This window comes from Streptomyces sp. CA-210063, from assembly GCF_024612015.1.
Taxonomy (GTDB): Bacteria; Actinomycetota; Actinomycetes; order Streptomycetales; family Streptomycetaceae; genus Streptomyces.
Map to the genome: position 1 here is coordinate 10,287,890 of NZ_CP102512.1, position 26,213 is coordinate 10,314,102.

The 26,213-nt window shown below is 71.1% G+C and carries 27 protein-coding genes and 1 pseudogene; 12 read left to right on the top strand and 16 right to left on the bottom strand.

Features of this window, described 5'->3' with window-relative positions:
• The first annotated feature begins 139 nt into the window (after nucleotides 1-139).
• The 3 genes from JIX56_RS44745 to JIX56_RS44755 all read left to right on the top strand — a co-directional run bounded on the left by JIX56_RS44745 (nucleotide 140) and on the right by JIX56_RS44755 (nucleotide 3,577).
• Nucleotides 140-1,180 (top strand): FecCD family ABC transporter permease, encoded by a 1,041-nt coding sequence (locus JIX56_RS44745; protein WP_257549786.1) that lies wholly within the window; start codon nucleotides 140-142, stop codon nucleotides 1,178-1,180.
• Nucleotides 1,181-1,509: 329 nt separating this feature from the next.
• Nucleotides 1,510-2,610: a FecCD family ABC transporter permease gene (locus tag JIX56_RS44750; protein WP_257549788.1), complete on the top strand. Its 1,101-nt coding sequence runs from the start codon at nucleotides 1,510-1,512 to the stop codon at nucleotides 2,608-2,610.
• A 145-nt stretch (nucleotides 2,611-2,755) separates the two neighbouring features.
• On the top strand, nucleotides 2,756-3,577 hold the full coding sequence (locus JIX56_RS44755; protein ID WP_257551482.1) for an ABC transporter ATP-binding protein: 822 nt from the start codon (nucleotides 2,756-2,758) through the stop codon (nucleotides 3,575-3,577).
• A gap of 33 nt (nucleotides 3,578-3,610) precedes the next feature.
• Here JIX56_RS44755 and JIX56_RS44760 read toward each other — a convergent pair whose 3' ends face one another.
• Nucleotides 3,611-4,558, bottom strand: a complete 948-nt coding sequence (locus tag JIX56_RS44760) for a methionyl-tRNA formyltransferase (protein ID WP_257549789.1) — start codon at nucleotides 4,556-4,558, stop codon at nucleotides 3,611-3,613.
• A gap of 121 nt (nucleotides 4,559-4,679) precedes the next feature.
• Here JIX56_RS44760 and JIX56_RS44765 point away from each other — a divergent pair, with 121 nt between their 5' ends.
• Nucleotides 4,680-6,014, top strand: coding sequence for a lysine N(6)-hydroxylase/L-ornithine N(5)-oxygenase family protein (locus JIX56_RS44765; protein ID WP_257549791.1), 1,335 nt, complete (start codon nucleotides 4,680-4,682; stop codon nucleotides 6,012-6,014).
• 114 nt (nucleotides 6,015-6,128) lie between these two features.
• On the opposite strand, the gene JIX56_RS44770 is transcribed toward JIX56_RS44765, so the two are convergent.
• Nucleotides 6,129-7,412 (bottom strand): streptophobe family protein, encoded by a 1,284-nt coding sequence (locus tag JIX56_RS44770; RefSeq protein WP_257549793.1) that lies wholly within the window; start codon nucleotides 7,410-7,412, stop codon nucleotides 6,129-6,131.
• A gap of 163 nt (nucleotides 7,413-7,575) precedes the next feature.
• Here JIX56_RS44770 and JIX56_RS44775 point away from each other — a divergent pair, with 163 nt between their 5' ends.
• Nucleotides 7,576-8,919, top strand: a complete 1,344-nt coding sequence (locus JIX56_RS44775; RefSeq protein ID WP_257549795.1) for a DUF6777 domain-containing protein — start codon at nucleotides 7,576-7,578, stop codon at nucleotides 8,917-8,919.
• A 35-nt stretch (nucleotides 8,920-8,954) separates the two neighbouring features.
• Here the strand turns inward: JIX56_RS44775 and JIX56_RS44780 are convergent, their stop codons facing one another.
• Genes JIX56_RS44780 through JIX56_RS44805 form a run of 6 tightly spaced genes read right to left on the bottom strand, consistent with a single transcriptional unit; the run spans nucleotide 8,955 to nucleotide 15,556 of the window.
• Nucleotides 8,955-9,803 carry an ABC transporter ATP-binding protein gene (locus JIX56_RS44780; protein ID WP_257549797.1) on the bottom strand — a complete coding sequence of 283 codons (849 nt, stop codon included), beginning with the start codon at nucleotides 9,801-9,803 and terminating at the stop codon, nucleotides 8,955-8,957.
• On the bottom strand, nucleotides 9,800-10,861 hold the full coding sequence (locus JIX56_RS44785) for an ABC transporter ATP-binding protein (protein ID WP_257549799.1): 1,062 nt from the start codon (nucleotides 10,859-10,861) through the stop codon (nucleotides 9,800-9,802). Before JIX56_RS44785 ends, JIX56_RS44780 begins: the two co-directional genes overlap by 4 nt.
• Nucleotides 10,861-11,703, bottom strand: coding sequence for an ABC transporter permease (locus tag JIX56_RS44790; protein ID WP_257549801.1), 843 nt, complete (start codon nucleotides 11,701-11,703; stop codon nucleotides 10,861-10,863). The genes JIX56_RS44785 and JIX56_RS44790 overlap by 1 nt, the downstream gene beginning before the upstream one ends.
• The gene (locus JIX56_RS44795; RefSeq protein WP_257549803.1) at nucleotides 11,700-12,653 is read right to left on the bottom strand and encodes an ABC transporter permease; all 954 of its coding nucleotides are present in this window, start codon (nucleotides 12,651-12,653) and stop codon (nucleotides 11,700-11,702) included. Before JIX56_RS44795 ends, JIX56_RS44790 begins: the two co-directional genes overlap by 4 nt.
• Nucleotides 12,654-12,660: 7 nt before the next feature.
• Nucleotides 12,661-14,325: an ABC transporter substrate-binding protein gene (locus tag JIX56_RS44800; RefSeq protein ID WP_257549805.1), complete on the bottom strand. Its 1,665-nt coding sequence runs from the start codon at nucleotides 14,323-14,325 to the stop codon at nucleotides 12,661-12,663.
• Nucleotides 14,326-14,344: 19 nt separating this feature from the next.
• Nucleotides 14,345-15,556, bottom strand: coding sequence for a C45 family autoproteolytic acyltransferase/hydolase (locus JIX56_RS44805; protein WP_257549807.1), 1,212 nt, complete (start codon nucleotides 15,554-15,556; stop codon nucleotides 14,345-14,347).
• A 126-nt stretch (nucleotides 15,557-15,682) separates the two neighbouring features.
• Here JIX56_RS44805 and JIX56_RS44810 point away from each other — a divergent pair, with 126 nt between their 5' ends.
• The 3 genes from JIX56_RS44810 (at nucleotide 15,683) to JIX56_RS44820 (ending at nucleotide 17,703) form a co-directional block, all read left to right on the top strand.
• Entirely contained in the window at nucleotides 15,683-16,588 is a 906-nt protein-coding gene (locus tag JIX56_RS44810) for a MurR/RpiR family transcriptional regulator (protein WP_257549808.1), read from the top strand.
• 40 nt (nucleotides 16,589-16,628) lie between these two features.
• Nucleotides 16,629-17,234, top strand: coding sequence for a DinB family protein (locus tag JIX56_RS44815; RefSeq protein ID WP_257549810.1), 606 nt, complete (start codon nucleotides 16,629-16,631; stop codon nucleotides 17,232-17,234).
• Nucleotides 17,235-17,310: 76 nt separating this feature from the next.
• Nucleotides 17,311-17,703, top strand: coding sequence for a helix-turn-helix domain-containing protein (locus tag JIX56_RS44820; RefSeq protein WP_306819917.1), 393 nt, complete (start codon nucleotides 17,311-17,313; stop codon nucleotides 17,701-17,703).
• Between the two features lie 99 nt (nucleotides 17,704-17,802).
• Here the strand turns inward: JIX56_RS44820 and JIX56_RS44825 are convergent, their stop codons facing one another.
• A complete protein-coding gene (locus tag JIX56_RS44825; protein ID WP_257549812.1) occupies nucleotides 17,803-18,405 on the bottom strand; it encodes a ClpP family protease in 603 nt (200 codons plus the stop codon).
• On the bottom strand, nucleotides 18,405-19,061 hold the full coding sequence (locus JIX56_RS44830) for an ATP-dependent Clp protease proteolytic subunit (RefSeq protein WP_257549814.1): 657 nt from the start codon (nucleotides 19,059-19,061) through the stop codon (nucleotides 18,405-18,407). Before JIX56_RS44830 ends, JIX56_RS44825 begins: the two co-directional genes overlap by 1 nt.
• Nucleotides 19,062-19,283: 222 nt before the next feature.
• On the opposite strand from JIX56_RS44830, the gene JIX56_RS44835 reads away from it, so the two are divergent.
• Together JIX56_RS44835 and JIX56_RS44840 are read left to right on the top strand one after the other, a co-directional pair.
• Nucleotides 19,284-19,766: a VOC family protein gene (locus JIX56_RS44835; protein ID WP_257549816.1), complete on the top strand. Its 483-nt coding sequence runs from the start codon at nucleotides 19,284-19,286 to the stop codon at nucleotides 19,764-19,766.
• 160 nt (nucleotides 19,767-19,926) lie between these two features.
• Nucleotides 19,927-20,925 carry a TerC family protein gene (locus JIX56_RS44840; protein ID WP_257549818.1) on the top strand — a complete coding sequence of 333 codons (999 nt, stop codon included), beginning with the start codon at nucleotides 19,927-19,929 and terminating at the stop codon, nucleotides 20,923-20,925.
• Here the strand turns inward: JIX56_RS44840 and JIX56_RS44845 are convergent.
• The 4 genes from JIX56_RS44845 to JIX56_RS44860 all read right to left on the bottom strand — a co-directional run bounded on the left by JIX56_RS44845 (nucleotide 20,922) and on the right by JIX56_RS44860 (nucleotide 23,586).
• Nucleotides 20,922-21,281, bottom strand: coding sequence for a DUF6193 family natural product biosynthesis protein (locus JIX56_RS44845; RefSeq protein ID WP_257549819.1), 360 nt, complete (start codon nucleotides 21,279-21,281; stop codon nucleotides 20,922-20,924). The genes JIX56_RS44840 and JIX56_RS44845 overlap by 4 nt on opposite strands.
• Nucleotides 21,282-21,358: 77 nt before the next feature.
• The gene (locus JIX56_RS44850) at nucleotides 21,359-22,279 is read right to left on the bottom strand and encodes an SGNH/GDSL hydrolase family protein (protein WP_257549821.1); all 921 of its coding nucleotides are present in this window, start codon (nucleotides 22,277-22,279) and stop codon (nucleotides 21,359-21,361) included.
• A 123-nt stretch (nucleotides 22,280-22,402) separates the two neighbouring features.
• Nucleotides 22,403-23,080 carry a DUF3105 domain-containing protein gene (locus tag JIX56_RS44855; RefSeq protein WP_257549823.1) on the bottom strand — a complete coding sequence of 226 codons (678 nt, stop codon included), beginning with the start codon at nucleotides 23,078-23,080 and terminating at the stop codon, nucleotides 22,403-22,405.
• Between the two features lie 86 nt (nucleotides 23,081-23,166).
• Nucleotides 23,167-23,586, bottom strand: coding sequence for a DUF6153 family protein (locus JIX56_RS44860; protein ID WP_257549824.1), 420 nt, complete (start codon nucleotides 23,584-23,586; stop codon nucleotides 23,167-23,169).
• A gap of 196 nt (nucleotides 23,587-23,782) precedes the next feature.
• Here JIX56_RS44860 and JIX56_RS44865 point away from each other — a divergent pair, with 196 nt between their 5' ends.
• A complete protein-coding gene (locus tag JIX56_RS44865; protein ID WP_257549826.1) occupies nucleotides 23,783-24,592 on the top strand; it encodes a VOC family protein in 810 nt (269 codons plus the stop codon).
• A gap of 64 nt (nucleotides 24,593-24,656) precedes the next feature.
• Nucleotides 24,657-25,394 (top strand): ribonuclease H family protein, encoded by a 738-nt coding sequence (locus JIX56_RS44870; protein WP_257549828.1) that lies wholly within the window; start codon nucleotides 24,657-24,659, stop codon nucleotides 25,392-25,394.
• 33 nt (nucleotides 25,395-25,427) lie between these two features.
• Here the strand turns inward: JIX56_RS44870 and JIX56_RS44875 are convergent, their stop codons facing one another.
• Both JIX56_RS44875 and JIX56_RS44880 read right to left on the bottom strand, forming a co-directional pair.
• On the bottom strand, nucleotides 25,428-25,880 hold the full coding sequence (locus JIX56_RS44875; protein WP_257551486.1) for an SRPBCC family protein: 453 nt from the start codon (nucleotides 25,878-25,880) through the stop codon (nucleotides 25,428-25,430).
• 132 nt (nucleotides 25,881-26,012) lie between these two features.
• A pseudogene (locus JIX56_RS44880) lies at nucleotides 26,013-26,117 on the bottom strand (tyrosinase family protein); the annotation flags it as partial.
• Nucleotides 26,118-26,213: the final 96 nt, after the last annotated feature.

Below are 26,213 nucleotides of genomic sequence, written 5' to 3' on the forward strand. Positions count from 1 at the left end.
CTAAGGTAAGGGTTACCTAATTCACAGGGTGCTTATAGAGAGTTCCCGGGAGCGCGGGATGGCAATCGGCGGAAGACCTACAGTTCAACGGGCACTCGCCCTACAGTTAAGGCAAGCCTCATCAAAGGAAGTTGTGGACGTGGGGACCTCGACGGTCCGGGCGGCGAAAGGCCCCCGCGCGGTACTGCTGCTCGTGCTCTCGGGTGCGGCCCTGCTCTCGCTGTGCGCCCTGTCGATGGCGTTCGGCGCCCTGGGCGTCCCCCTCGACCAGGTCTGGCACACCCTGCTGGGCGACGCGCCGAGTTCCCGTATCGACAGCGTCATCTGGTCCGTACGGCTGCCGCGCACCGCCCTCGGCCTCGCCACCGGCGCCGCCCTCGGTCTGTCGGGCGCGCTGATGCAGGCGCTGACCCGCAACCCGCTCGCGGACCCGGGCATCCTCGGCGTCAGCGCGGGCGCGGCCTTCGCGGTCGTCCTGTCGGTCGGCGTGCTCGGTATCTCCTCCGTGTACGGGTACATCTGGTTCGCCTTCGGCGGGGCGTTCGTCGCCAGCGTCCTGGTGTACCTCCTCGGCGGTCTCGGGCGGTCCGGCTCCACGCCGGTCAAACTCGCCCTGGCCGGAGTCGCCGTGACCTCCCTGCTGTTCTCGCTGACCAGCGCCATCGCGCTGACCGACCCGGACGCCCTCAACCGCTACCGCTTCTGGAACGCGGGCTCCCTCGCCAACCAGGACGAGGAAGTCCTGTTCCGTGTCCTGCCGTTCCTGGCCGTCGGTGCGATCCTCGCCCTCGCCTGCGCCCCGGCCCTCAACAGCCTCGCCCTCGGTGACGACGTCGCGAAGTCGCTCGGGCTCAAGCTCGGCCTGGTCCGTGTCCAGGGCGTCGTCGCCATCACGCTGCTCACCGGGGGAGCGGTCGCCGTCATCGGGCCCGTCGTCTTCGTCGGCCTGGTCGTCCCGCACATCGCCCGCGTCCTCGCCCAGCTGGCCGGCATCGGCCCGGATCACCGCTGGCTGCTGCCCCTGTCCGCCGTCCTCGCGCCCTGCCTCCTCCTGGCCGCCGACATCGCCGGCCGGCTCATCGCCCGCCCGACCGAGGTCCAGGCCGGCATCCTCGTCGCCTTCATCGGCGGCCCCTTCTTCATCGCGCTGGTCCGCCGCCGCCGACTCGCGGAGCTGTGAACCATGACTTCTCGACCGTGGAGTCGCCGGCCCGTGACCCTCGCATCCGTGGAGCCGCCCGCCCATGCGCGGCTGTTCAACCGCGCGGGCCTGTGGCTTTCGGATCCGTGGAGCCGACGGTCTGTGGCTTTCGCCGTGGAGCCGGCGGCCCGTGCCTTTCCCATCCGTGGAGCCGCCGACCCAGGACGAACGTGTGGAGCCGTCGGCCCAGGAGGAGCGCGTGGAGCTGCCGGCCCAGGACGACCGAACGCGTGGAGCTGCGAGCCGATGACGAATGAACGCGCGGAGCCGTGCGCCAATGAACGACCGAAGCGTGGAGCCGTGAGCCGATGACGACCGAACTCGCGCCCGGGGCAAGGGACTCCGCCTCTCGGGCCCCGAGCCGGACAGCCGCCCGGATCACCTTCCGGCTGCCCGCCCCGCCCGTCTCCGGCGTCGTACGGCCCCGGCTGCTCACCGTCTGTCTGCTCCTGGCGGCCGCCGCCTTCCTGGCGTTCTCCGTGGAGACCTCCGTCGGGGACATCGACCTCCCGCTCACCGACGTCATGAAGGCCCTGGTCGGCACGGGCGACCCCGCCACCGAGCTGATCGTCCACGAACTGCGTCTGCCGCGCGCCCTGGCCGGGCTGCTCGTCGGCATCGCGTTCGGCATCTCCGGTGCCCTCCTCCAGACCGTCACCCTCAACCCGCTGGCCAGCCCCGACATGATCGGCATCACCCAGGGCGCCGGCACGGCGGTCGTCGCCGGGATCGTCCTCGGCTGGGACGGGGGCCTGGGCACCCAGGCGCTGGGCCTGCTCGGCGCGCTGGTCGCCGGGCTGCTGGTGTACGTCCTGGCCTGGAAGCGCGGTACGACCGGCTACCGGATCGTCCTCGTGGGTATCGGTGTCGCCTGGATCTGCACCAGCATCACCGACTACCTCATGGCCCGCGGCCAGCGCTTCCAGGCACAGGCCGCCCTCGGCTGGCTCGTCGGGAACCTCAACGGCCGCACCTGGGAACAGATCGGCCCGCTCGCCCTCACCATGGCCGCGCTGGTGCCCCTGGCGATCCTGCTCGGGCGGCAGATCCGCACCCTGCAACTCGGGGACGACGTCGCGCGGGGCCTGGGCACCCGCGTGCAGGTCGTCCGGGTGGCCGTCCTGCTCGTCGCCGTGGGACTGGTGGCCTTCGGTACGGCCACCGCCGGGCCGGTCGCCTTCGTGGCGCTCGCCGCCCCCCAGGTCGCCCAGCGGCTGGCCGGCACCCCCTTCCCACCGCCCGTCGCGGCGGGGCTCACGGGCGCCGTCATGGTGCTCGTGTCCGACCTCGCCGCCCGGAAGGTCGTCCCGGACACGGAACTCCCGGTCGGGGTCGTCACCGGTGTGCTCGGCGCACCCGTACTGCTGTGGCTGCTCATCCGCGCCAACCGCGCCGGTTCAGGAGGCTGAAAACGTGTCATCGAAGTTCGAACCGGCCACGAAGCGGGACGACCGCGCCGACGGCGGCGTCGGTAATCGCTCAGCCGACCGTTCAGCCGACCGCCCGGACGACCGCTCAGCCGACCGCCCGGACGGTCCCGTCGACGGCCCCGACCTGCGCGCCGAGGGCCTGCGCCTGGCCTACGACGACCGGATCGTGGTCGAGGACCTCGACCTGGTGATCCCCACCGGCCGCGTCACCGCCATCGTCGGCGCCAACGCCTGCGGCAAGTCCACCCTGCTGCGCGCCCTGGCCCGCCTGCTGACCCCCAAGGCGGGCGCCGTCCACCTCGACGGCCGCTCGGTGCACTCCATCCCCACCCGTACCCTCGCCCAGAAGCTCGGCATCCTCCCGCAGACACCCGTCGCCCCCGAGGGGCTGACCGTCATCGACCTGGTGGGGCGCGGCCGTTCACCGCACCAGACCTGGTGGCGGCAGTGGTCGCAGAGCGACGAGGAGGCCGTGCACGAGGCGCTCAGAGCCACCGCCATGACCGACCTCGCCCACCGAGCCGTCGACGAACTCTCCGGCGGACAGCGCCAGCGCGCCTGGATCGCCATGGCCGTCGCCCAGGGCACCCCGGTGATGCTCCTCGACGAGCCGACGACGTATCTCGACCTCGCCCACCAGATCGACGTCCTCGACCTGGTCACCGACCTCAACCGGCACCAGGGCCGCACCGTCGTCATGGTGCTGCACGACCTCAACCAGGCCTGCCGGTACGCCGACCACATCATCGCCATGAAGAACGGACGCATCGCGGGCGAGGGCGTCCCCGCCGACGTCATCACCGCCGCGATGGTCGAGGACGTGTTCGGACTGCGCTGTGTCGTCGGCGAGGACCCCGTCAGCCGCACGCCCATGGTCATCCCGATGGGCCGCCACCACGAGGGCACGGTGCCCGCCGCGGTGCCCGTCTCGGGCACCACCGGCTGACACGAACCGGCGGTGCCCCCAGGCTCCGTGGCCTTACGGACGGGACGTCAGATAGCCGCCCATCGTGCGGAAGTAGTCCGTCGCCGCGTACTCCGTGCCGTCCTCCGTCCGCACCCGCTTCACCACCAGCCCCGGCAGCCGCCCCGAGCGCGCCTCGGCGCCGGCCACGATGACGACGCCGTCGCCCTCGCGGATGAAGATACGGCCCGGTGTGCCGCCGTAGCGTCCCTCGGAGACGGCGGCCGAGATGATCCGGACGCGCTCGCCGCGGTGGTGGGTGAAGGCGTTGGGGTACGGGTCGGACTGGGCCCGTACGAACCGCTCCAGATCCTCGGCGGGCCAAGTCCAGTCGATCCGGCTGTCCTCCAGGGACCGCTTGTGGAAGAAACTCGACCGGGAGCGGTCCTGGGGCGTCCACACCGCCTTGCCGGAGGCGATGAGTTCGAGCGAGTCGGTGACGAGCGGGCCGATCAGGTCGACCGTGCGGTGGAACAGGTCCGTGGCCGTGTCGTGCGGCCCGACCGGCACCGAGCGCTGCAACAGGACGTCGCCCATGTCGAGTTCGGCGTCCATACGGTGGGCGGTGACACCCACCTCCTTCTCACCGTTGATGAGGGCCCAGATGAGAGGGGAGAAACCCGCGTAGGTCGGGAGCAGCGAGTCATGGATGTTCAGCGTGCCGTGCGGCGGCAGATCGAAGATCTCGGGCGGCAGCCAGGTGCGCCAGTTGTTCGCCACGATGAGGTCCGGATCGACCTCCTTCAGCGTGCGCAGGAGATCGTCGTCGCCCGGCCGGTTGCGCAACAGCACCGGTACACCGTGCTGTTCGGCGAGATCGGCGACCGAGTCGCTCCAGATCTTCTCGTACGCGTGGTCGCTCTTCGGATGGGTGACAGCGAGCACCACCTCGTGTCCGGAGTCCAGCAGAGCCTGCAGCGTTCGGTGTCCCCAGGTCTGGTACCCGAACATGACGACCCGCATATGAGCCCTCCTCAGCCGTTGCTAGGTAAGGCTAACCTTATCTAACATGTGTCTGCTTGGGGGAGGCTGTGTTCCAGCTTGGGCAATCCTGTGACCCCCGCTTATGGGAGGCGATGACGCGGTGACGACGCTGCAGACCGGGCCGGATTCCATCTATGACGTACTGGGTATCGGATTCGGGCCATCGAATCTCGCACTCGCCATCGCGCTCCACGAACACTCCGCCGACTCCGGTGCGGGGGAGGGGCTCCGGGTCGGTTTCCTGGAAAGACAACCCCGCTTCGGATGGCACCGCGGCATGCTCATCGACGACGCCACCATGCAGGTGTCCTTCCTGAAGGACCTGGTGACGATGCGTGACCCCACCAGTGACTTCAGCTTCCTGTGCTATCTGCGCGAGCGGGGCCGACTCGTCGACTTCCTCAACCTCAAGACCCTCTTCCCGCTGCGCATCGAGTTCCACGACTACTTCGAATGGGCCGCCGCCCGCGTCGCGCACCTCGTCGAGTACTCCGCCGAGGTCGTCTCCGTACGCCCCGTCACCCGGGACGGCGAGATCCGCTACTTCGACGTCACCAGCCGCGACCCCGGCGACCCGGAACGGCTCACCGTCCGCCGCGCCCGCAGCATCTGCGTGGCCACCGGCCTCGAACCGCACCTCCCGCCCGGCGCCGAACTCTCCGAACGGGTCTGGCACACCAGCGAGTTGCTGCACCGGGTCGACCAGGTCCGGCGCTCCGGTCGGCCGGTACGCCGTACCGTCGTCCTCGGCGCCGGCCAGAGCGCCGCGGAGGCCGTGGACTACCTCCACCGCAACTTCCCCGAAGCCGAGATCTGCTCGGTCTTCGCCAAGTACGGCTACACACCCGCCGACGACAGCCCCTTCGCCAACAAGATCTTCGACCCCGAGGCCGTCGACCTGTACTACGACGCGCCCCGCGAGGTGAAACAGTCGCTCTTCGACTATCACCGCAGCACCAACTACTCCGTCGTGGACATGGACTTGATCGAGTCCCTGTCGCGGGCCATGTACCAGGAGAAGGTCCAGGGCAGGGAACGGCTGCGGATGATGAACGTCTCCCGGCTGCGCGAGGTGGAGGTGGGCGCGGACGACGTCAAGGTGACCGTGGAGTTCCTGCCGACGGGGGAGCGCGAGGTTCTCTCCTCCGACCTCCTCGTCTACGCCACCGGCTACCAACCCCAGGGCATCGGCGACCACTTGGGGGAGATAGGAAAACTCTGCCTGCGTGACGACGAGGACGCGCTCCGGGTCGGCCGCGACCACCGGGTGGAGACCGCGCCCAATGTCTCGGCCGACATCTATCTCCAGGGCGGTACCGAACACACGCACGGCCTCACGTCGACCTTGCTGTCCACCACCGCCGTACGCGCCGGGGAGATCTGTGCGTCTCTCCTCGCTCGCCGTGGGGCCGACCTGACCGCACGGGAGGGGTGAGGGACGGCGCCCGGTCGCCGTTGAGGGTCTTGTCCGTGGGCGTCCGCGGGGAGTCTGTGGCTGATCGCGCGGTTCCCCGCGCGCCTTCGGGGCGCCGCGCAGCGCCCGCCCCAGCTAGCGGCGGTCGGCGTCCGCGCCGACCGCACCCCGTCGCCGCACCCCCTTCGCCAGCACCCCGCCCAGGAACCCGGTCACCAGCCCCCACAGCAGGGCGAGCCCCAGCGCGGACCACGGCCGGGGCCGCAGGAACAGCTCACCGCCCAGGTCGCCGCCGAGATCGCCGATGCCGAGCACCGACAGCCCGTAGTGAGCGGAGACGCGGGCGACGAGGCAGATCATCAGGACGGTGAGCGCCAGAGCCACCGCCATGTGCACGGCGTGCTGCCACAGCCGTACCCGGGCCGGGGAACGGGCCGCCATCACGAACGCGGCGACGAGCAGCAGCACGGCGTTCACGACCACCAGCCACCACACCCTGCCGTCGTACTCGGCGAGCGAGCCCAGGTTCAGGGTCGAGACGTCGGGCCCGCGCAGCACCTCGTCCAGCAGCTTCGGCATCGGCAACCCGAAGGGCCCCTCGACCTGGCCGTCCCAGGTGGCGCCCAGACCGATCGTGAACGTCAGCCACACCACGTTCGGCAGGCCGAGCAGGATCACCGCGGCCGTCTCGGCGGCATGCCCGCGGGTCAGCGCCACGACCACCCCGATCACCAGGCCGAGACCGACGTACACCAGCAGCAGGCCGACCATCGCGTACGCGGCCGGGCGCACCGACTCCTGGAACCGCAGCAGCCGCGCCGGAAGCGCCGCCCCGCGCGACACCAGCAAGGCCAGGACCAGGACCCCGGCGAGCCACAGCAGCCCGAAGAGGACGGTCGGTGCCATGGCCGTCTCGAACCCCACAGCGGCGGAGGTGCCGAAGAAGTCGCCCACATCGCCGAGCGGGATGTCGAAGGTCTGCCGGGCCGCGAGCGCGAGGCCGATCAGCGCCGCCAGCCACAGGACGGCGATGCGGGCGGCCCAGCCCGCGAGTTCCGTCGCCCCCGCGACCGCCCGGTGGCGCAGGGGCCGCAGGAACCCGGCGGCGATCACCAGCGCGCCGACCAGGGTCACCGACAGCGGGATCACGGTCAGGCCCGCCCGGGTTTCGACGATGGACCCGGCGCCACCGGAGAGCTCGATCGTGCCGCCGACCGCCGTCACGACGGTGGCCGCCACGACCCGTGGGAACGCGGTGTCGGGCAGATCCGCCGCACCCGCCGCCCACAGCCCGAGCGCTGCCGTCGCCATCATCGCGATCAGCCCGGCCAGGACCGTTACGAGGGCCTGGAGCCAGCCGTGGCGGGCGACCGCCCGCTCGGGCACCGTCCGCTGAGGACGCAGGGTCTGGGGACTCACTCTTGCCACGCTAAGCACGGCGGAGGCACTCCGCGCGCCGGGAGGACCGAGCCCCCTCGGCTTGCGGGCGGCACGGCGCCAGAGCACACAATGGGCCTGTTGTGGAAGAAAGCGGCACCAAACACTTGAATCGCCGCAGAATCCCTACGGCGGGAGAAGATCTGTGAGCGTGGAACAGCCGTCCTCCGGCCGCCCGACCGGACCGCCCTCCGGCCCTCTGTCCGGGCCGTCGCAACCCGGCCCCACGCCGTCCGGCCCGACGCGGCCCAGCGGCCGGATGCCACCGGAACCGCCGAGCGACGCCTCGGGCGCGGGCGGAACCGGTGGGCCGGAAGGACCCGGTGATTCGGGCGGCGGCCCAGGCGGCCCCGGCGGGCCAGGGGGAGGCCCCGGCGACTCGGGGCAAGGGCCCGGCGGCCCCGGTCACCCGTGGTGGCGGTCCGCTCCCCGTATCGCCCTCATGGCCGCCGCGGCCGCCGTCGCCGTGGTCCTGATCGTCGTTCTCACCCGCTCCGACGACTCCGGTGGCTCCGCCGACGGCGAGGTCTTCCTCCAGGCCGCGGGCAAGCCCGGCCCCGACCCGTTCACCGAGTCGACGGCGACGGACAGTTCCACCCCGCCCGAGACCCCCACGGCGACACCGAGCAGGCCGGAACCCGCCAACGTGACACGTGCCGTGGACGGTTCGGCCCCCGGCCTCTACGGCGGCACCCGCAACAACGCCAGCTGCGACGTCGAGAAGCAGGTCGAGACGCTGCAGGCGAACCCCGCCAAGAACAACGCGTTCGCCTCCGTCCTCGGCCTCACGTCCTCCGACGTACCGGCGTATCTGCGCTCGCTCACCCCGGTGCAGCTCCGCATGGACACCCGCGTCACCAACCACGGCTACCGCGACGGGGCCGCCACCAGCTACCAGGCCGTCTTCCAGGCCGGCACCGCCGTCCTCGTCGACGACCGAGGGGTGCCCCGGGCGCGCTGCGCCTGCGGCAACCCGCTGACGCCGCCGGTCGCACTGAAGACCACACCCGAGCCGAAGGGCGACTCCTGGCCGTCGTACCGGCCGCAGAACGTCGTGGTCGTCGAGCGCTCGACGGTGGTCATCAACGTCTTCGTCCTCTACGACCCCGAGCACGACGACTGGTTCACCCGCCCGAGGGGCGACACGGGTGGAAAGGACAAGAAGACCACCCCGCCCGTCAACCAGCCCTCCCCGTCGGTGTCGACGTCGTTCTCCGAGGAACCGCCCACCGAGTCGCCCGAGCCGTGCCCCCCGACTCCGGGCGGCGCCAACCGCACCAGCCCGTGTCCCTCGTCGTCCTCGGTGACCACCTCCACCCCGCCGGAACCGGAGCCGCAGACCTCCGAGCCCGAGCCCGAGACGGAGCCGGAGCCCGAGCCCGAGCCGGAGAGCCCCGAGACGGCCGACTCGCCGCCGGACGACACCACGACGACCGAGTCGGCGGCCCTCCACCGCGTCCCGGAGCCGATCGGGCCGTCGAGCTCCTGACTGCTCCTGACTCGCCGGCAGCCTCTGTCCCGTCCCTACCCGGCGAGCGCCGCCCGTGCCGCGACCGCGTCGTCCGGGTCCCAGCCCTCCCTCGGTACGGCGGCCAGCAGCAACCGCGTGTACAGGTCGGCCGGTTGGCTGAGCACCCGCTGTGTCGGACCCTGCTCGACGACCTGTCCGCGCCGCATGACCAGCACCTCGTCGGTGATGTGCTGGACCACGGCGAGGTCATGGCTGACGAAGACCAGGGCGACGCCGGTGTCGCGGCGGATCTCGTCGAGCAGCTGGAGGATCTGCGCCTGGATCGACACGTCCAGCGCGGCGACCGCCTCGTCCAGGACCAGCACCCGGGGACGCACGGCGAGGGCCCGGGCGATGGCGAGCCGCTGCCGCTGCCCGCCGGACAGCTGCCGGGGCCGCGCCTCGGACTCCCGCGCGCCGAGCCCGACCTGGTCCAGCAGCTCGGCCGCCGACCGCTCGTCCCGGCCGTGCAGGCGCAGCGCGGTGCGCAGGCACTGGCCCGCCGTCAGCCGTGGGTCGAGCGAGATGTACGGGTCCTGGAACACCATCTGGATCTCCCGGGCGCGGGCCAGCCGGGCCTCCCGGCGCCGTGGGGTCCGGGCTTCCCGGGGGCGGCCGTCGACGGCGACCGTCCCCGAGTCGGGGCGCACGAGCCCGACGAGCATCCGGGCCACGGTCGTCTTGCCCGAACCGGACTCCCCGACGATGCCGACGGAGCCGCCACGGGCCACGGTGAACGACACCGCCTCGGCGGCGGTGAGCCGGCCGCGCCCCGGCAGGGGATACGTCCTGCACAACCGGTCGACGACGAGCAGGGCTCCGTCGCCGGCGGCCGGGGGCGTGGTCTTGGAGATGTCGGTCATGACGTGGTGGTCCTTTCCGCCGAGGCCGCCGAGGCCGCCGAGGCCGATGCGGCCGTCGAAGCCGTCGAAGCCGTCGAAGCCGTCGAAGCCGTCGAAGCCGTCGAGGCTGGCGGGACCGCCGAGACGGACTCGGCGGCGGCCGGTACACGCCGGCACGCCGCCGTCCCACCGTCCGGCAGTGTCACCGCCTCCGGGAGCCAGGTCTCGCAGTCGGGCTGGGCGTCGGGACAGCGGGGCGCGAACGGGCAGCCCGGGAAGGAGTCGCCGAGGGACGGGGGACGGCCCGGGATCGGCAGGAGGGTGCGTGGCGTCTCGCCGAGGGTCGGCGAACAGGAGAGCAGGCCGCGCGTGTAGGGGTGGACCGGATCGGCGAAGAGTGCCCCGGCGGTGCGCTCCTCGACGACCCGGCCCGCGTACATGACGTGGACGCGGTCGCAGTACGCGGCGGCGAGGTGCAGATCGTGGGTGATGAAGAGCATCCCGGCCCCGGTCTCGGCGCGCAGGACGCGCAGTTGGGCGAGGATCTCGGCCTGGGTGGTGACGTCGAGCGCGCTGGTCGCCTCGTCGGCCAGCAGCAGCCGGGGCCGCGCGGCGAGCGCGCCGGCGATGACGACACGCTGGAGCATGCCGCCGGAGAGTTCGTGCGGGCGCTGCCGCAGCCGGCGTTCCGGGTCGGACAGCCCCACGGCCTCGAGGAGTTCGGTGGCCGTCTTCCGGTCCGCTCCGCGCTCGCGGAGGAAGTCGCCGATGCGGCGTACGGGGTTGAGGGCGGCCCGCGGATCCTGGTGGATCATCGCCACGGTGCGGGCACGGTGGCGGCGCAGCTCCTCACCGGTGAGGGAGAGGACGTCCGCGTCACCCACCCGCACCGTGCCCAAGACGCCCGCCCCGCCCGGCAGCAGACCGAGCGCGGCCTTCGCCGTCGTCGACTTGCCGGAGCCGGACTCGCCGACCAGGCCGACGACCTCACCCGGGGCGACCCGCAGGGAGACGTCGTCGAGGACCGGCCGGGCGGCACCCGGGATCCCGACCGTCAGATGATCGATGGTGAGCAGCATCAGCCCTGCCTTCCGAGCCGGTCGGCCGCCCAGACGCCGACCACGTTGAACGACACGACGACCGCGGCGATGGCCGTGCCCGGGACGAGAGCGGGCAGCAACGCGCCCTGGACGACGGCCGCCTGACCCTCCTGCACCATCAACCCCCAGTCGGAGCTGGGTGGTTGGGCACCGAAGCCCAGATAGGAGAGGGTGGCCAGGGACATCAGGGCCTCCCCGAAGAGCACCACCAGATAGCCGGTCACCGCCCGGCCGAGGTTCGGCACCAGGTGGAACGCGCAGATCCGGGCACCGCCCATGCCCTGCACCCGGTAGGCGTCGACGTACGGCTTGCGGGCCTCGGAGAGGGCGAGTGAGCGCGTGTACTTGGCGACGGTCGGTGTGTACGCGAGGCCGAGGGCCAGGACGGACGTGGTCATGCCGGTGCCGAAGACCGCGATGATCAGGACGGTGAACAGCAGCCCCGGGAAGGCGTACATGACGTCCGTGAGCCGGGAGACGAACGTGTCGACCCAGCCGCCCCGCCACGCGGCGAGGACCCCGAGGGTGACACCGAGCAGCGCGGCCACCGCGAGCAGCAGCAAGGGAGCGATCAGGCTGGTGCGGGCGCCGTACAGGACGCGCGAGAGCAGGTCCTGCCCGGAGGCGTCGGTGCCCAGGAGATGGTCGCCGCCGGTCCCGGCGAGCGACGCGGACAGGTCGATCGCGTCGGGCGCGTACGGCGCGAGCAGCGGTGCCAGCGCGGCGGCCAGGACGACCAGGGCCAGGAATCCGGCGGCGACCGTGACGCCGACGGGACGGCGGGACCGTGTCCCGACCGGGGTGAGGGTGAGGGTGGTCATGCGGTGCGGGCCTCCTCGCGGACGCGCGGATCGAGGAGCGGGTGGACCAGGTCCACGACGGTGGTGACGGCGATGTAGCCGGTGACCATGAGCAGCAGGACGGCCTGGGCCACGGGGAAGTCATGGGTGTTGATGGCGCCGACGAGCAGCGAGCCGATCCCGCTCATGCCGAACGCCGTCTCCACGACGACCGTCCCGGCGAGCATCCCCGCCATGACCAGACCGCACATGGTGACGATCGGGCCGAGGGCGTTGCGCAGCACATGGCGGCGGACGATCTCGCGCTCCGGGATGCCGGAGGCACGGGCCGCTTCGACGTGGTCGGAGGCGGCGGCGTCCGCCATGGCCTGCCGGGTGACCCGGCTGATCAGGGCGAGCGCGCCGAGCGCCAACGACAGGGCGGGCAGCGTCAGATGGTGCACGGTGCCGGCGAAACCGTTGCCGCTGCCCGTCACCGGGAACCAGCCCAACTGCACCCCGAACACCGACACGAGCGCGATCGCGGCGACGAACGACGGCACCGACGCGGCGAGCGTCGTCCCGCCCACCACCGCCGAGTCGACCCACGTCGACTGCCTCACCGCCGCCAGGACGCCCGCGCCCACCCCGAGCACGACGAACAGCAGCGTCGCGTAGGCGACCAGCGCCAAAGTCGTCGGCAGCCGGGCCGCGACCAGGTCGGACACCTGGTCGCTGTACTTGAAGGAGCGGCCCAGGTCGAGATGGAGGCAGTCCCACAGCCAGCGGCCGTACTGCACGACCAGCGGCTCGTCGAGGTGGTACTGGGCGCGGACGGCCGCGAGCCGCTCGGGGGTGAGCTTGTCGCGGCCGCCGGCCAGGAAGACGGCGGGATCGCCGGGCGCCGCGTACACGGCGGCGAAGATGACGAACGAGGCGGCGAAGAGCGTGGCCAGGACCCCGGCCAGCCGCCGCGCCAGACGGGCGGGCATCGCGCACTCAGCCCTTCTCGGCGCCGAGCCCGGCCGCCCACGGGTAGTAGAGATAGGCCTGTGAGGCGGGCGCCCCGGTCAGCTTGTCGCTGAGCACCAGCACCGAGGGCACCTGCGCGACGGGGATCCACACGGCGGCGTCCGCGAACAGCTTCTGCACGTCGATGGCGAGGTCCGCCCGCTCGGCGTCGTCGAGGGTGCCCAGCGCCTGCCGCACCTTCTCGTCGTACGTGGCGTCCTCGAAGCCGACCCAGTTGTTGGACGAGTCGGACAGCCCGTTGTCGTAGAAGCCCATCGGGTCGGACTTGGAGATGTACCAGTCCGCGACCAGCACATCGATCTCGGCACGGGCCTGCGGATCGCTGTAGAACTCCTCGAACTGCGCGGTGGGCACCGTCTTGATCGTGCCCTTGAGCCCGATCCGCTGGAGCGCGGCCCGTACGGCGCCCGCGACGACGGTACGGCCCTGGGTGGCGTCCGTGCCGATGACGATCGGCTCGGTGGGTGCCCCCGCCTCCTTGACCAGTCGCTTGGCCTCGGCGATGTCGTCGGCGTCGGGCGAGGCGGGCGCGGTGGCCGCCAACTCCTTCTGCGCGGCGGCGAACTCGGTCTTCGCATAGCCCCAGGAGCCGGAGCCCACGGGGCTGGCCCAGGGCTCGACGAACCCGCCGTAGCCGGACTTGGCGATACCCGCCCGGTCGAGCGCCAGCGACAGCGCCTTGCGGATCTTCGGGTCCTTGAGCCCGCCCCGTTCGGTGGGGATGAGGTCGAGGGTCGCGGTGGAGAGGCCGTAGTACTGGGCGAGGCCCTTGACGCCGCGCAGGGCGGAGGCCGTGTTCGGCGACTCGGCGAACGTGCCGTCGGCGGCACCGGTCTTCAGCGCGTTGACCAGGGCGCTGTCGGCCGCCCAGCGGAAGACGACCTCCCGGGTGAGCGGCTTCTCGCCCCAGTAACCGTCGTACGCCCGGAGGGTGATCGAGTCACCGGACTTCCAGCCCGTCAGCTCGTACGGGCCCGAGCAGGCGTCGGTCTGCCCCGGTGTCCCGAAGTCGGCGCCGGCCTTCTCCACCTGCTCCTTGTTCCAGACGATGCCGGCGTCACCCGCGAGTGCCTTGGTGAACAGGGCGTCGGGCTTCTTGAAGCGGACGGTGATCTCGTCGGCGCCGGTCTTCTCCATGGAGGCGACGTTGGGGAACTCGTCGCTCTGCTCCATGTCCGGGTCGGCGTGCCGCTCGAGGCTCCACAGCACGTCGTCGGCGGTGACCTCGGAGCCGTCGTGGAAGGTGACGCCGTCCCGGACGGTCAGGACGAGCGTCCTGTCGTCGGGCGTGGCGGCCTTCTCGGCGAGGAAGGGCTTGATCGTCATGTCGGGCTGCAGTTGGTAGAGCCGCTCGCAGACGTTGGTGAGGACGACGCGCCCGGCGCTGGTGCCCTGGGTGTCGAGGTCCAGGGAGTCGGGCTCGTCCTCCAGCAGCCAGTTCACCTTCGCCACGGCCCCCTCGGCGGCGGGCGTCGTGGCGGTGAGTTTCAGCTTCGCGGCGTCGGCCGGCGCGCCGCCGGTCGCGGCCGTGTCGGCGCCGCTGCAGCCGACGGTCGTGAGCAGGCCCGCGACGGCCAGCCCGGAGGTCACCGCTCTCCGTATGCCCGTGGTCTTCGTCCTTGTCATCGCCATCGGTCGAACTCCTGTGCTCTCAGCTGGGACAGTCGGTGGAGGGGGTGCCGTGCGGGCCGTCGTAGAGGTTCCAGGGCAGGTGCTGGTAGTCGCGGTCGCAGGGGGTGCCCGCGGTCACGTGGTAGTCGCCGCTGGTCAGGTCCACGCAGGAGGAGACCAGCGTGGTCCAGTGCTCCACGACGGGCCTGCGGGTGTCGGGGTGGGTGCACAGCGACTCGGGCAGTCCGAGGTGGTCGGACATGGCCTGCTTGATGAGCTTGCGGGACTCGTCGGGCCCGGTGGACCCACGCAGCGCCCTCAGCCCCTGCTCGGCGCGGGGTACGCGCACCAGCGAGTCCGAGGACAACGGGCGGTAGCCGGCGGCGATGGCCGCGGGGACACCCGCCTGGTAGTGGTTGCCGTGCACCAGGAGCCCGTCCTGCGCGTGCATCCAGCCGTGCCCGGCGGGCGTCGTCTCCAGGTCGACGGCGAAGCCCTCGCGGCAGGTCAGCAGCGCATTGGAGGCGATGTGCGCACGGGTGCGGCACAGCACGTCGAGGGCGTCCGTGATGCTCGTCTGGTCCAGCACGCCGCGGCGTACGACCGTCTGCGGCAGGCCGACCGTGTCGTCGAACCGCCCGCCCAGACCGTTGGCGTTGAGCGCGATGCCCGCCGAGTTGGCGCCCTGGCGGCCGATCTGCCCGGCCTCGACCTGCATGATCAGCGTTGGCGCCGGCGGCTGCACGATCCGCAGCATGATGACGGTGTCGCCCACACCCGCCCGCCAGTCCCAGTTCTGCCCGGCCCACACATGACCGTCACCGCTGGCGGGCCCGTACAGGGCGAACGAGGTGCACCCTTCGACCCGCTCCTCGGCGACCGTCTCCGTCCCCGACTCGGGCGCGGACATCTTCGCGAACGACTCGTCGTAGAGGACCTCGCCACGGGCGTTGAGCGCCAGCACGTCCAGCAGCGTCACGCCCGCCCCGTCGGCGATGCCCCGCATCTCCTCCAACAGGTGGGGTGCGTACGAGTCCACCGGTTCCTGCCAGCGGGCCGCGCGGGCGGTGACCTGGTCCCAGGTCAGTCCGGCGGCGTGACCGAAGGCCTCCTCGTAGTAGGCGAGCGCCGCGTGCAGTTGGGGCCGCACGGCCTCGCCGTACTGCCGTCCGCGCTCCAGGGGAGCGCCGGAGATCTCGACCAGGGGGAGGGAGCGGGATGAGGGAGCTGCCGGGGCAGAGGGGGATGCCATTCTTCTCCTCGCGACGGAGAGATGCCCGTACCGCCGACGTGCTGTAACGTCGGTTACGGGAATCTCTCCTCTTGGAATGCGTTGCTCAGGAGAGTAATGGCCGTCACAAGGAAGTCAATGTCTGTAATGAAAATTTCAGATCACGGGGATCTCGGCGAGGGCCTGGCCCGGCTCCGGGCGGCGGTCCGTGACCACTGGGACAGCCTCTCCGCCTCCGAGCGCGCGGTCGCCCAGTACCTCGCCAGCGCCCCCGTCGAGCAACTCCTCTTCGCCGGCGCCCAGGAGCTCGGCACAGCCAGCGGGACCAGCAACGCCACCGTGGTCCGCGCGCTCCAGCGCCTCGGCTACGCCGGTCTGCCCGCCCTCAAGCGCGAGCTGGCCTCCGGCTTCACCTCGGCCGTCGCCCCCGAGGTGCGGCTGAAGCAGCGCATCGCCCATGTCGGCCCGGACCTCGACGGCATCTGGCGCGATGTGCTCGACGAGGCCCAGGAGCGCATCGACCAGACCCGCCGCCTGACCGAACCGGACGCCCTCCGCGCCGCCGTGGCCGCGCTCGCCGACGCCGGCGAGATCCACTGCTTCGGGATCGCCGCCTCCGAACCGGCCGCCCGCCACCTGTCGTTGGCGCTCGGCCGCATCGACCGCCGGTCCCGCTTCTCCGGCGCCACCGGCTTCGCGCTCGCCGACCATCTGCTGGCGCTGCGTCAGGGCGACGCCGTGGTGATCTTCCAGCCGGGACGCGCCCTGCACGAGTTGACCGTGCTCGTCGAACGCGCGCGAGCGGTCGGCGCCCGGGTCGTCCTCGTCACCGACGAACTCGGCGAGGAGTTCGGCGACCGCGTCGACGCCGTCCTCACCGCCCCCCACACGCCCACGGGCATCACCTCGGAGGCGCTCACCGCGCTCGTCGTGGCGGACGTGCTGCTCCTCGCCCTGACGACATTGGACGAGACGCGGGCCGTCGACACCTCCCACCAACTGACCGTGCTGCGCGAGCAGTTGATGCCCACCAGGAGCAACCGGAAGGGCTGACCGGCGGAAAAGCGGTGGCGCACCACCGCGACGACCGCCGATGCTCCTCCGCATGAGTGACAGTGATGAGCAGACGCGGCCCGACGAACAGCCCCTGCCGGAGCGGAAGCCCGGGTGGGGCGACAGGTTCGTCGGCCCCGAAGGGGATCCGCGCGGCGAAGGAGGCTACGAGGGCGAGCGGGCCACCCTGGTCGGATACCTCCGCGACCAACGGCTGACGCTGGAGCTGAAGTGCGCGGGGCTCGACGCCGAGGCCCTGGCCCGCCGCTCGGTGCCGCCGTCCACCATGTCGCTGCTGGGGCTCGTACGCCATCTGGCCGGCGTCGAACAGTACTGGTTCCGCGAGGCGTTGGCGGGCCGGCCGGTGCCACGCCACTACCGCGCCGGTGACGACCCCGACGGGGACTTCAACGGCGCCGTGGCCGACCCCGAGGCCGTCGCCGACGCCTGGAAGACCTGGCGCTCCGAGGTCGACTTCGCCGAGCGCTTCGTCGCCGCGGCCCCCGACCTCGGTGTCACCGGCCGCCACGACGACGAGCCCATCGCCCTCCGCGAGGTCCTCGTCCACATGATCGAGGAGTACGCCCGCCACAACGGCCACGCCGACTTCCTGCGCGAACGCATCGACGGCCGCATCGGCCAGTGACACCCCGGACCGGGATTTCCCTGAGGGCGGAACGCCCACCTCTTCCCGCCGCGCCCGGAGTTCCTAGGCTGAAGGGGTGAGCCAACAAACGTCGAACGAAGCCCGCGTCATCCCCCTGCGCCCGGCAGCGGCCCCTCCGGCCGGCCCACCCGCCAAGGAACCCCTGTGGCGCGACCTCGTCGGCGACGTCCTCCGCCGCGAACGGCTCGCCCAGGAACGCACACTGAAGGACGTGGCCGACACGGCCCGGATCTCGATGCCGTACCTCTCCGAGGTGGAACGCGGCCGCAAGGAGGCCTCATCAGAAGTCCTCGCGGCCGCCGCCCAGGCCCTCGGCCTGAGCCTGAGAGACCTGCTGTCCCTGGCTCAGACCGAATTGACGCGCGAGACGACACGCGCCCGCAGTGCGACCACCACGCGCAGGACGACCACCGTCCCCTACAACGGGCTGTGCCTCGTCGCCGCCTGAGCACCCGCGCCCTGAAGGGGCGCGGGGAACTGCGCGAGCAACCACGTACAAACCCGCGGTCGCCACACAACAGAAGCCCCCCACCCAGTAGGCGGGCCCTCAGCCCCCTACCACCCGCCGCCCCAACACCTCGTCCGCCAGTCCGTAGGCGACCGCCTCCTCCGCCGTGAACACCTTGTCCCGATCCATGTCGGCGCGCAGCTCCCCCACCTCACGATGCGTATGCCGCGCGAGAACCCCTTCGACCTGCGCCCGGATCCGCACCATCTCCTTGGCCTGAAGGGCGAGGTCGGAGACCGTCCCCTGCCGGCCCCCACTCGCCGGCTGCCCCAGCAGCACCCGCGCATGCTCCAGCACGAACCGCCGCCCGGGGTCCCCGCCCGCCAGCAGCACCGCCGCCGTCGAGGCCGCCTGCCCCACGCAGAACGTCGAGATCGGCGCCTGCACGAACGTCATCGTGTCGTAGATCGCCATCAGCGAAGTGAACGACCCCCCGGGCGAGTTGATGTAGACCGCGATCTCGCTCTCCGGCGCCGACGACTCCAGATGCAGGAGCTGCGCGATGACGACGTTCGCCACCCCGTCGTCGATCTCCGTGCCCAGGAAGATGATCCGCTCGGACAGCAGCCGGCTGAACACGTCGTACGACCGCTCGCCCTGCGGCGTCCGCTCGACCACGTTCGGAATGGTGTAGGTCCCCATCACTGCAGCCCCATCCGTCGGCGGGTGGCGGCCGGCCGTACGTCGTCGAGCGACTCGACGACCCGGTCGACCATCCCGTACTCCTTGGCCTGCTCGGCCGTGAACCAGCGGTCGCGGTCGCCGTCCCGGGAGATCGTCTCCTCGGACTGGCCGGTGTGCTCCGCGGTGATCCGCTCGATGGCCCTCTTGGTGAACTCCAGGTTCTCCGCCTGGATCTCGATGTCCGCGGTGGTGCCGCCGATGCCCGCCGACGGCTGGTGCATCATGATCCGCGCGTTGGGCAGCGCGAACCGCTTGCCGTGCGTGCCCACGCTCAGCAGGAACTGGCCCATGCTCGCCGCGAAGCCCATCGCCAGCGTCGCCACGTCGTTCGGGATCAGCCGCATCGTGTCGTAGATGGCGAGGCCCGCGGTCACCGAACCGCCCGGGCTGTTGATGTACAGGCTGATGTCGGTGCGCGGGTCCTCCGCCGACAGCACCAGCAACTGCGCGCAGACCCGGTTCGCTGAGACCTCGTCGACCTGGGTGCCGAGCAGGACGATCCGCTGCGCGAGCAACTGCGCGGCGAGATGGTCGTCGAAGCGTGACGGCGGGGTGTCGCCCTCCTCCGCACGCGGGGCGAGCGTCGGCGCCCAGCCGGTGATCAGTGGAGCCACGGTTCCTCCCTGAGGATTGACGCGACCTCGATGGCCGCTGCCTGCACTCTCCCCAAAAACCGCCGCTCACCTGGACTTTCTCTGCCCGTGGCAGATTCGCCGACAGCAGAGCGCCGCCCGCCCGTCCCCCGCCCGCCGTGACGCGTGCCCGCGCCACCGATGAGTTTCCGGACCAGGATCGGTCGACACAGATGACGACCTACCCCGCCCGAGGAGGCGCACATGCCCAGCGACGGATTCACCACGTGCCTGTGGTTCGACGGCCAGGCCGAGGAAGCGGCCGCATACTACGTCTCGATCTTCAAGAACTCCCGGATCGGCAGGGTCACCCACTACGGCGAAGACATGCCCCAGTCGGCCGGATCCGTGCTCACCGTGGAGTTCGTGGCCAACGGGCACCAGTTCATCGCGCTGAACGGCGGCCCGCAGTTCACGTTCACCGAGGCCATCTCCTTCCAGATCCTCTGCGAGGACCAGGACGAGATCGACTACTACTGGAAAAGCCTCACCGAGGGCGGCGGCGAACCCGGCTCCTGCGGCTGGCTCAAGGACAGGTTCGGCGTGTCCTGGCAGGTCGAACCCGCCGCACTCCTCGACATGGTCAGCGACCCGGACCCGCAGAAGTCGGCGCGCGTGTTCGCGGCGATGATGCCGATGGGCAAACTCGACCTCGCCGAGCTACGGAAGGCGTACGCGGGCGAATAGCCGACCCCGGACACCCCCTCACCCTGGTGGGCGGCTCCCGTGGGAGGGCCTCCCGCCAGGGCACATACCGGGATTTCGGCAGTTCTTTACCCGCGCCGGGTAGCGGTTGCAATGGCGGCCGGTGAGGCTTTCCTCTGCACCGTCCGTACCCGGAGGAACCGTGAACGTCTCCCTGACCACCTGGCTGCTCACCGTCGTGGCCCTGTGCGTCCTCGTCGCCGTCGACTTCTTCATCGGCCGCAAACCCCACGACGTGTCGATCAAGGAGGCCGGCATCTGGTCGGCCGTCTGGATCGCCCTGGCGATCGCGTTCGGCCTGGGCGTGCTGGCCGTCGGCGGAGGCAAGCCCGCGGGAGAGTTCTTCGCCGGCTTCATCACCGAGAAGTCCCTGAGCGTCGACAACCTCTTCGTCTTCGTCCTGATCATGGCGAAGTTCGCCGTGCCCTCGCAGTACCAGCAGCGCGTTCTGATGGTCGGCGTCCTCGTGGCGCTGGTGCTCCGCGCGATCTTCATCGCGGCCGGCGCGGCGATCATCTCCAGCTTCTCGTGGGTCTTCTACATCTTCGGCGCGTTCCTGATCTACACCGCCTGGAAGCTGGTCGAGGACGCCCGCAAGGGAAGCCACGAGGAGGAGTACGAGGAGAACAAGCTCCTCAAGGCGGTGGAGAAGAGATTCGGCGTGGCCGACCGGTACCACGGCACCAAGCTGTGGATCGAGGAGAACGGCAAGCGCGTCATGACGCCGATGCTCGTCGTGATGCTCGCGATCGGCTCCACCGACGTCCTCTTCGCCCTCGACTCCATCCCCGCGATCTACGGCCTCACCCAGGACCCGTACATCGTCTTCACGGCCAACGCCTTCGCCCTGATGGGCCTGCGCCAGCTGTACTTCCTCATCGGCGGCCTCCTGAAGAAGCTCGTCCACCTCTCCTACGGCCTGTCGATCATCCTCGGCTTCATCGGCGTCAAACTCGTCCTCCACGCCCTGCACGAGTCCGGCGTCCACGTACCGGAGATCTCCATCCCCTTCTCGCTCGGCTTCATCGTCCTGGTCCTCGCGGTGACGACGGCGACCAGCCTGTGGGCGTCGAAGAAGCAGGCGGAGCGGCAGCAGGCGCCGGCGGACCCCGAGGAGGAGCGCGCCTCCGAGGAGGTCTAGACGCCCGGCTCCCCGCCCGCATGCGCGGGCAGGTGGCTCACCACGAGAGCGGCGGCCTCCGCGGGGGTCGCGCACTCGCCGAGGAGATCGGTGTAGCGGGAGGAGTAGACCTGGTACGGCGGCCCGCCGTACAGGATGAACGGTGCCTCGTCGTGGTCCGAGTCGGGCCACGGCGGGGCGCTGCGCAAGAAGTGCAGCGTGCCGTGGGTGGGGAACGGGTAGAGGGCGCGCAGGCTTGGCTCGGCGTATGCGGCCTCGACGACGACGGGCAGCGCGTCGTGCGTGGCGCCCCGCGTCCCGGGCCTGCGTTCCAGGAGCCAGTGCCAGGCCGTCGCGATGTCAGGGGCTTCGGACATGAGCGTCATCCTCCGGGTTCCCGGGATCGGCCACAAGTGATCACTCGGAGGCCGACCGGGATTGCTTCGGCGGCGTCTCAGGTGCTCGCCTCGCTGATCACCCGCGTGATCTCCCGCGCGATCCGAGTGATGCCCGGCGAGAGCACCGGGCACGGCTTCGGCTTCGACGTCGTCGGGGCCAGGCAGAAGTGGAGATAGTCCTTGTCGTGGTGGAGGGCCGTGCGGTCCTGGCCCGGCCGGGTGCAGTAGCCGTCGTGCTCGCGTTCGTACGCGGTGCACGGCAGGTACTGGGTCCAGGTGTAGCGGTCGGAGGCGGGGCTCACGGCCCTGCCGGCGTCGGCGACGAGGTCACCGGAGGCCCTGGCCTGCTTCTCGTACAGGGCGTTCACCCGGCGGACCCGGTCCGGGGTGATCGGGTCCGGGCCCTGGAGCACCCACACGATCTTCGGCCGGTGCGTGCCGCCCGCGTTCGCGATCTGCTCGGTGAGCTGTTCGGCGGCGGCCGTGTACCGCTCGAAGTACTTCGCGCGGGCCTTGTCGTAGGTGATCCCGCCCATGCACGGCGTGTAGTCCCACGCGTTGCCCCAGAACTGAAGCACGACGTAGTCCGGGCTCAGCCGGCGCACCAGCGCGGCCGCCTTGTCCTTCGTCGGGACGAGCGACCGGTCGGCGGTGCCCTCCAGGTAGTCGCACAGGGTGGTGCCCGAGTACGGGGCGCTCGTGTAACGGGCGTCGAGGTCGTCCTGCAGTAACTCGCCGAGGACCTTCTGGTTCTCCATGGCGAGCGAGTCCCCGAGATAGAGCACCTTGGGCGCCGGCTTCGGCGCGCCGGCGTCGGGGGACGCGGTGGCGGCCCGCTGACGCGTGGTCGGGGACGGGTCCGGTGCCGCGGCCGACGGTGGTGCCTCCTCGGGCGCCGACTCCGGGTCCCCGCACGCGCCGAGCAACAGCGCGGCGAGCACCGCCCCCGCCACTCCCACGATCCACGGCTTGCGCATACGGCGACTCCCGCCCCGGCCATCGAAACGGTTCCCCAGGCAAGCACAGCCGGGGGCCGGGGGGAAGACCCGTGTCGGCCACGAGGGCGCCCGGCCCCGCCGGACGCCCCGCACGCGGTCAGGTCACGGCGTCATACCGCCGGAGCACGCGGCCCCCGGCTCCGGCGTCTGCTCGCCCTGCACATACTTGTCGAGGAACTTCTGGACCTTCGGGTCGGACGCCTTGTCCACCTTCAGCTGGTGCTCCCACGCGCTCAGCACGATCGGCGAGGACTGGTCCTCGTACGGGCTCATGAAGGTGTACGTCGTGTTGGTCACGAGCTTGCTCAGCGACTCGACGTCGGCCTTGGCCGCCTTGTCGTTGTACGTGATCCAGACGGCGCCGTGCTCCAGCGCGTGCACGGCGTTCTCGTTCGGCACGGCCTTGGTGTACACCTGCTTGTCGCAGTTGACCCACACCTGGTTGTGGTCGCCGCCGACCGGCGGGCTCATCTTGTAGTCGACCGTCTCGGCGACATGGTTCTGACTGAGCTTCGACCAGCTCTTCACGCCGTCGATCGGGGCGGCCTTCGCCTCCTCCTTCTCCTGGGCGGAGCCGATCAGGTACCAGCCGCCGCCGACGAGCCCGGCGAGGATCACGCCGGTGACGCCCAGCGTGATCAGGCGCATACGCCGCTCACGGGCCTGCTCGGCCTTGCGTATCGCCTCGACGCGGGCGCGCCGCTCCGCCTCTCTGGCCTTCGGGCTGTTGCTCCTGCCCTTCGGTCCGCTGTTCTTTGCCTTGGACTTGGATGAAGCCATGGGGATCGTCCTTCTCCCCGCCGTGCCGCACGGGCAGGGCGGTCCTGCGAGTCGTCTTGGGTCTGTCACGCGGGGCCGGGGCCGGCCTAGACGCGGAGCAACTGCAGTTCGTGGAGATCGGGAGGGCGGGCCCGCCCCGGCTCCCCGGAGCCGTCGGACGCGACCAGGGCAGGAGCCGTCGCGGGCTGCCAGGGCGCGGCGGTGTGGTCCGCGCCGGGCAACGGCACCTGGCCGAGAACCGCTCGCGGGTCGGAGGAGTGGCAGCCGTGCCGACCCGGACCGTGCTCGCAGGGGTCACCCTCCACATGGCCCGCCCGCGCGGCGACCGACCGCTCCTCCACCGGCGCCGACACCGAATGCGGACGCTGCTGCGGACCGTCACCGGGAGGCGAGCCCGCGCAGAACAACACGAACGTGGTCAGGGCCAACGAGACCACGAGCACCAGGCGCGCCGACCGGCTCCGGGCGCACGGCATCGCCGTACGTCTGAAGGGCCGGCCGGACATGGATCCACCTGACGAGTCGAGGCGAACGGAGGTGCGAGCGCCGCTGAAATTATCAGACGACGCACAGCAGTGGTCCCGCCTCATGGATGTCGTGCTGGTTTCACGTGGTCTGTCCGGTTCGGCGCGCGTCCGGGGCAGCTCCTGGCTAGCGTGAGAGCCGGGGAAACCACCTGTCGAACCGAGGAGAGTGGCAGTCATGGCCGCACATCCCGAGGGAACGCCCTGCTGGGCCGACGCGATGTTCAGCGACGTCGAGGGGGCGAAGAATTTCTACGGCGACGTACTGGGCTGGACGTTCGGCGAGGCGTCCTCCGAGTACGGCAACTACACACAGGCGTACGCGGACGGCAAGGCGGTGGCCGCCGTCGTCCCGCCGATGCCCGGGCAGGAGGGGCAGTCCGCCTGGTGCCTGTACTTCGCCTCGCCCGACGTGAACGCCACCGCGACGAAGATCCGTGACAACGGTGGCGAACTGCTGATGGAACCCATGCAGGTCGGGGACTTCGGGTCCATGCTGCTGGCCCGCTCCCCGGACGGTGTCGTCTTCGGCGTCTGGCAGGCCGGCGTCCACGAGGGCTTCGAGGCCATGGGGGTGCCCGGCGCGTACGTCTGGGCCGAGATCTTCACGCGCGAGCCCGAGAAGTCCGACGCGTTCTTCCCCGCCGTCTTCCCGTACCGGGTCAAGCAGATGGAGGACCCCGAGAACCCCCACATGGACTTCCGGGTCTTCGACCTCGGGGCGAACCCGCTTCTCGGCCGGATGCAGATGACCGAGAAGGACTTCCCGCCCGAGGTGCCGTCGTACATCAACGTGTACTTCACCGTCGCCGACTGCGACGACGCGGTCGCCAAGGCCACCAAGCTGGGCGGCATCCTGCGCTTCGGCCCGATGGACACCCCCTTCGGCCGCTTCGCGGCGCTCAGCGATCCGCAGGGCGCGTCGTTCTCGGTCATCGACGTCACCAACACGCAGGGCGAGATGCCGGCGCTCACGGACGTGGACTGAGGGGACGCAGAGGTGTGAGCGGGGGTGTGGAACCCGTGGACGGTCCCACACCGCCGCGCATGGCATGATCGAGGCCATGCCGGAACGTGTTGTGGCCGCCTGTGACGGAGCCTCCAAGGGAAACCCCGGACCAGCGGGCTGGGCCTGGGTGGTCGCCGAGGACGACGAGATCCCTTCGCGCTGGGAGGCCGGCCCGCTGGGCAGGGCCACCAACAACATCGCCGAACTCACCGCCCTGGAGCGGCTGTTGGCGGCCACCGACCCGGCCGTGCCGATCGAGATCCGGATGGACTCCCAGTACGCGATGAAGGCGGTCACCACCTGGCTGCCCGGCTGGAAGCGCAACGGCTGGCGCACGGCCGCCGGCAAGCCGGTCGCCAACCAGGAACTCGTGGTCCGTATCGACGAGTTGCTCGCCGGCCGTTCCGTGGAGTTCCGCTACGTCCCCGCCCACCAGGTCGACGGCGACCGCCTGAACGACTTCGCCGACCGCGCGGCGAGCCAGGCGGCCACCGTCCAGGAGCCCGCCGGCACCGAGCTGGGCTCCCCCGAGCCGCCGGCCGCGCCCGACACGGTTCCGGCCCGCCGCGCCACGGCGAAGAAGCCCGGGAAGCCGGGGAAGTCGGGCAGGCCCGGCGCCCGGAACGGCTCGTCCGCATCCTCGTCCCGCACCATCAAGGCGAAGTTCCCCGGCCGCTGCCTGTGCGGCCGCCCCTACGCCGCGGGCGAGCCCATCGCCAAGAACGACCAGGGCTGGGGCCACCCGGAGTGCCGTACGGCGGAGACCACCGGAGCCCAGTAGTACGGGACGACCGGGACGGGAGAGGCGTGGGCGTCACACGACGGCGCCGCGCCACTCGCCGGTCTCCCGGCCGCGCTCCTCGATGAACTCCTTGAAGCGCTTCAGGTCACCCTTGGTCTGCCGCTTCACGACGCCCAGCGTGTCGGCCACCTTGTCGGTGACACCCTCGGGCTGGAAGTCCATCTGCAGCATCACCTTCGTGCGCCCCTGGGCGAGATGGTGGAAGGTGACGACGCCGGCCTGCCGGGCCTCACCCGCGACGGTCGTCCACGCGACCCGCTCGTCCGGGATCTGCTCGGTGATCTCCGCGTCGAACTCCCGGTGCACGCCGTCCACCTTGGTCACCCAGTGCGTGAGCGTGTCCGAACGCTGCTCGATCCGCTCGACGCCGCTCATGAACTCGGGGAACGTCTCGAACTGCGTCCACTGGTTGTAGGCGGTCCGCACGGGGACCTGGACCTCGATGGACTCCTCGATCTGCGTCATCGGTCGCCTCCTCACATCGCTTGCGTCGCGGTCGCGACCGATCACCTCGGCCGCGTCCGACGCGGGTACCCAAGTCCCCCGCCGATCAACGTGCGCATACGGGGACGCCGGGCGCAGGAGTCGCCAGTCGGCCCACAACTCGTCGACGAACACGTGATGGAGCCAGAAGTCCGGGTCGTTGGGGAAGACCCCGGTGCCCATCTGCCCGCCCACCCGGACATGCACCCTCGTGGACATCGCGAGCACGGAATCCACCTCGGCCCGCCGTGACTGACGTGGCCGTCGTGGGCGGCCGCGGCGGTGAGCGGGGCACCGGCGGTCACGGCCGCCGCG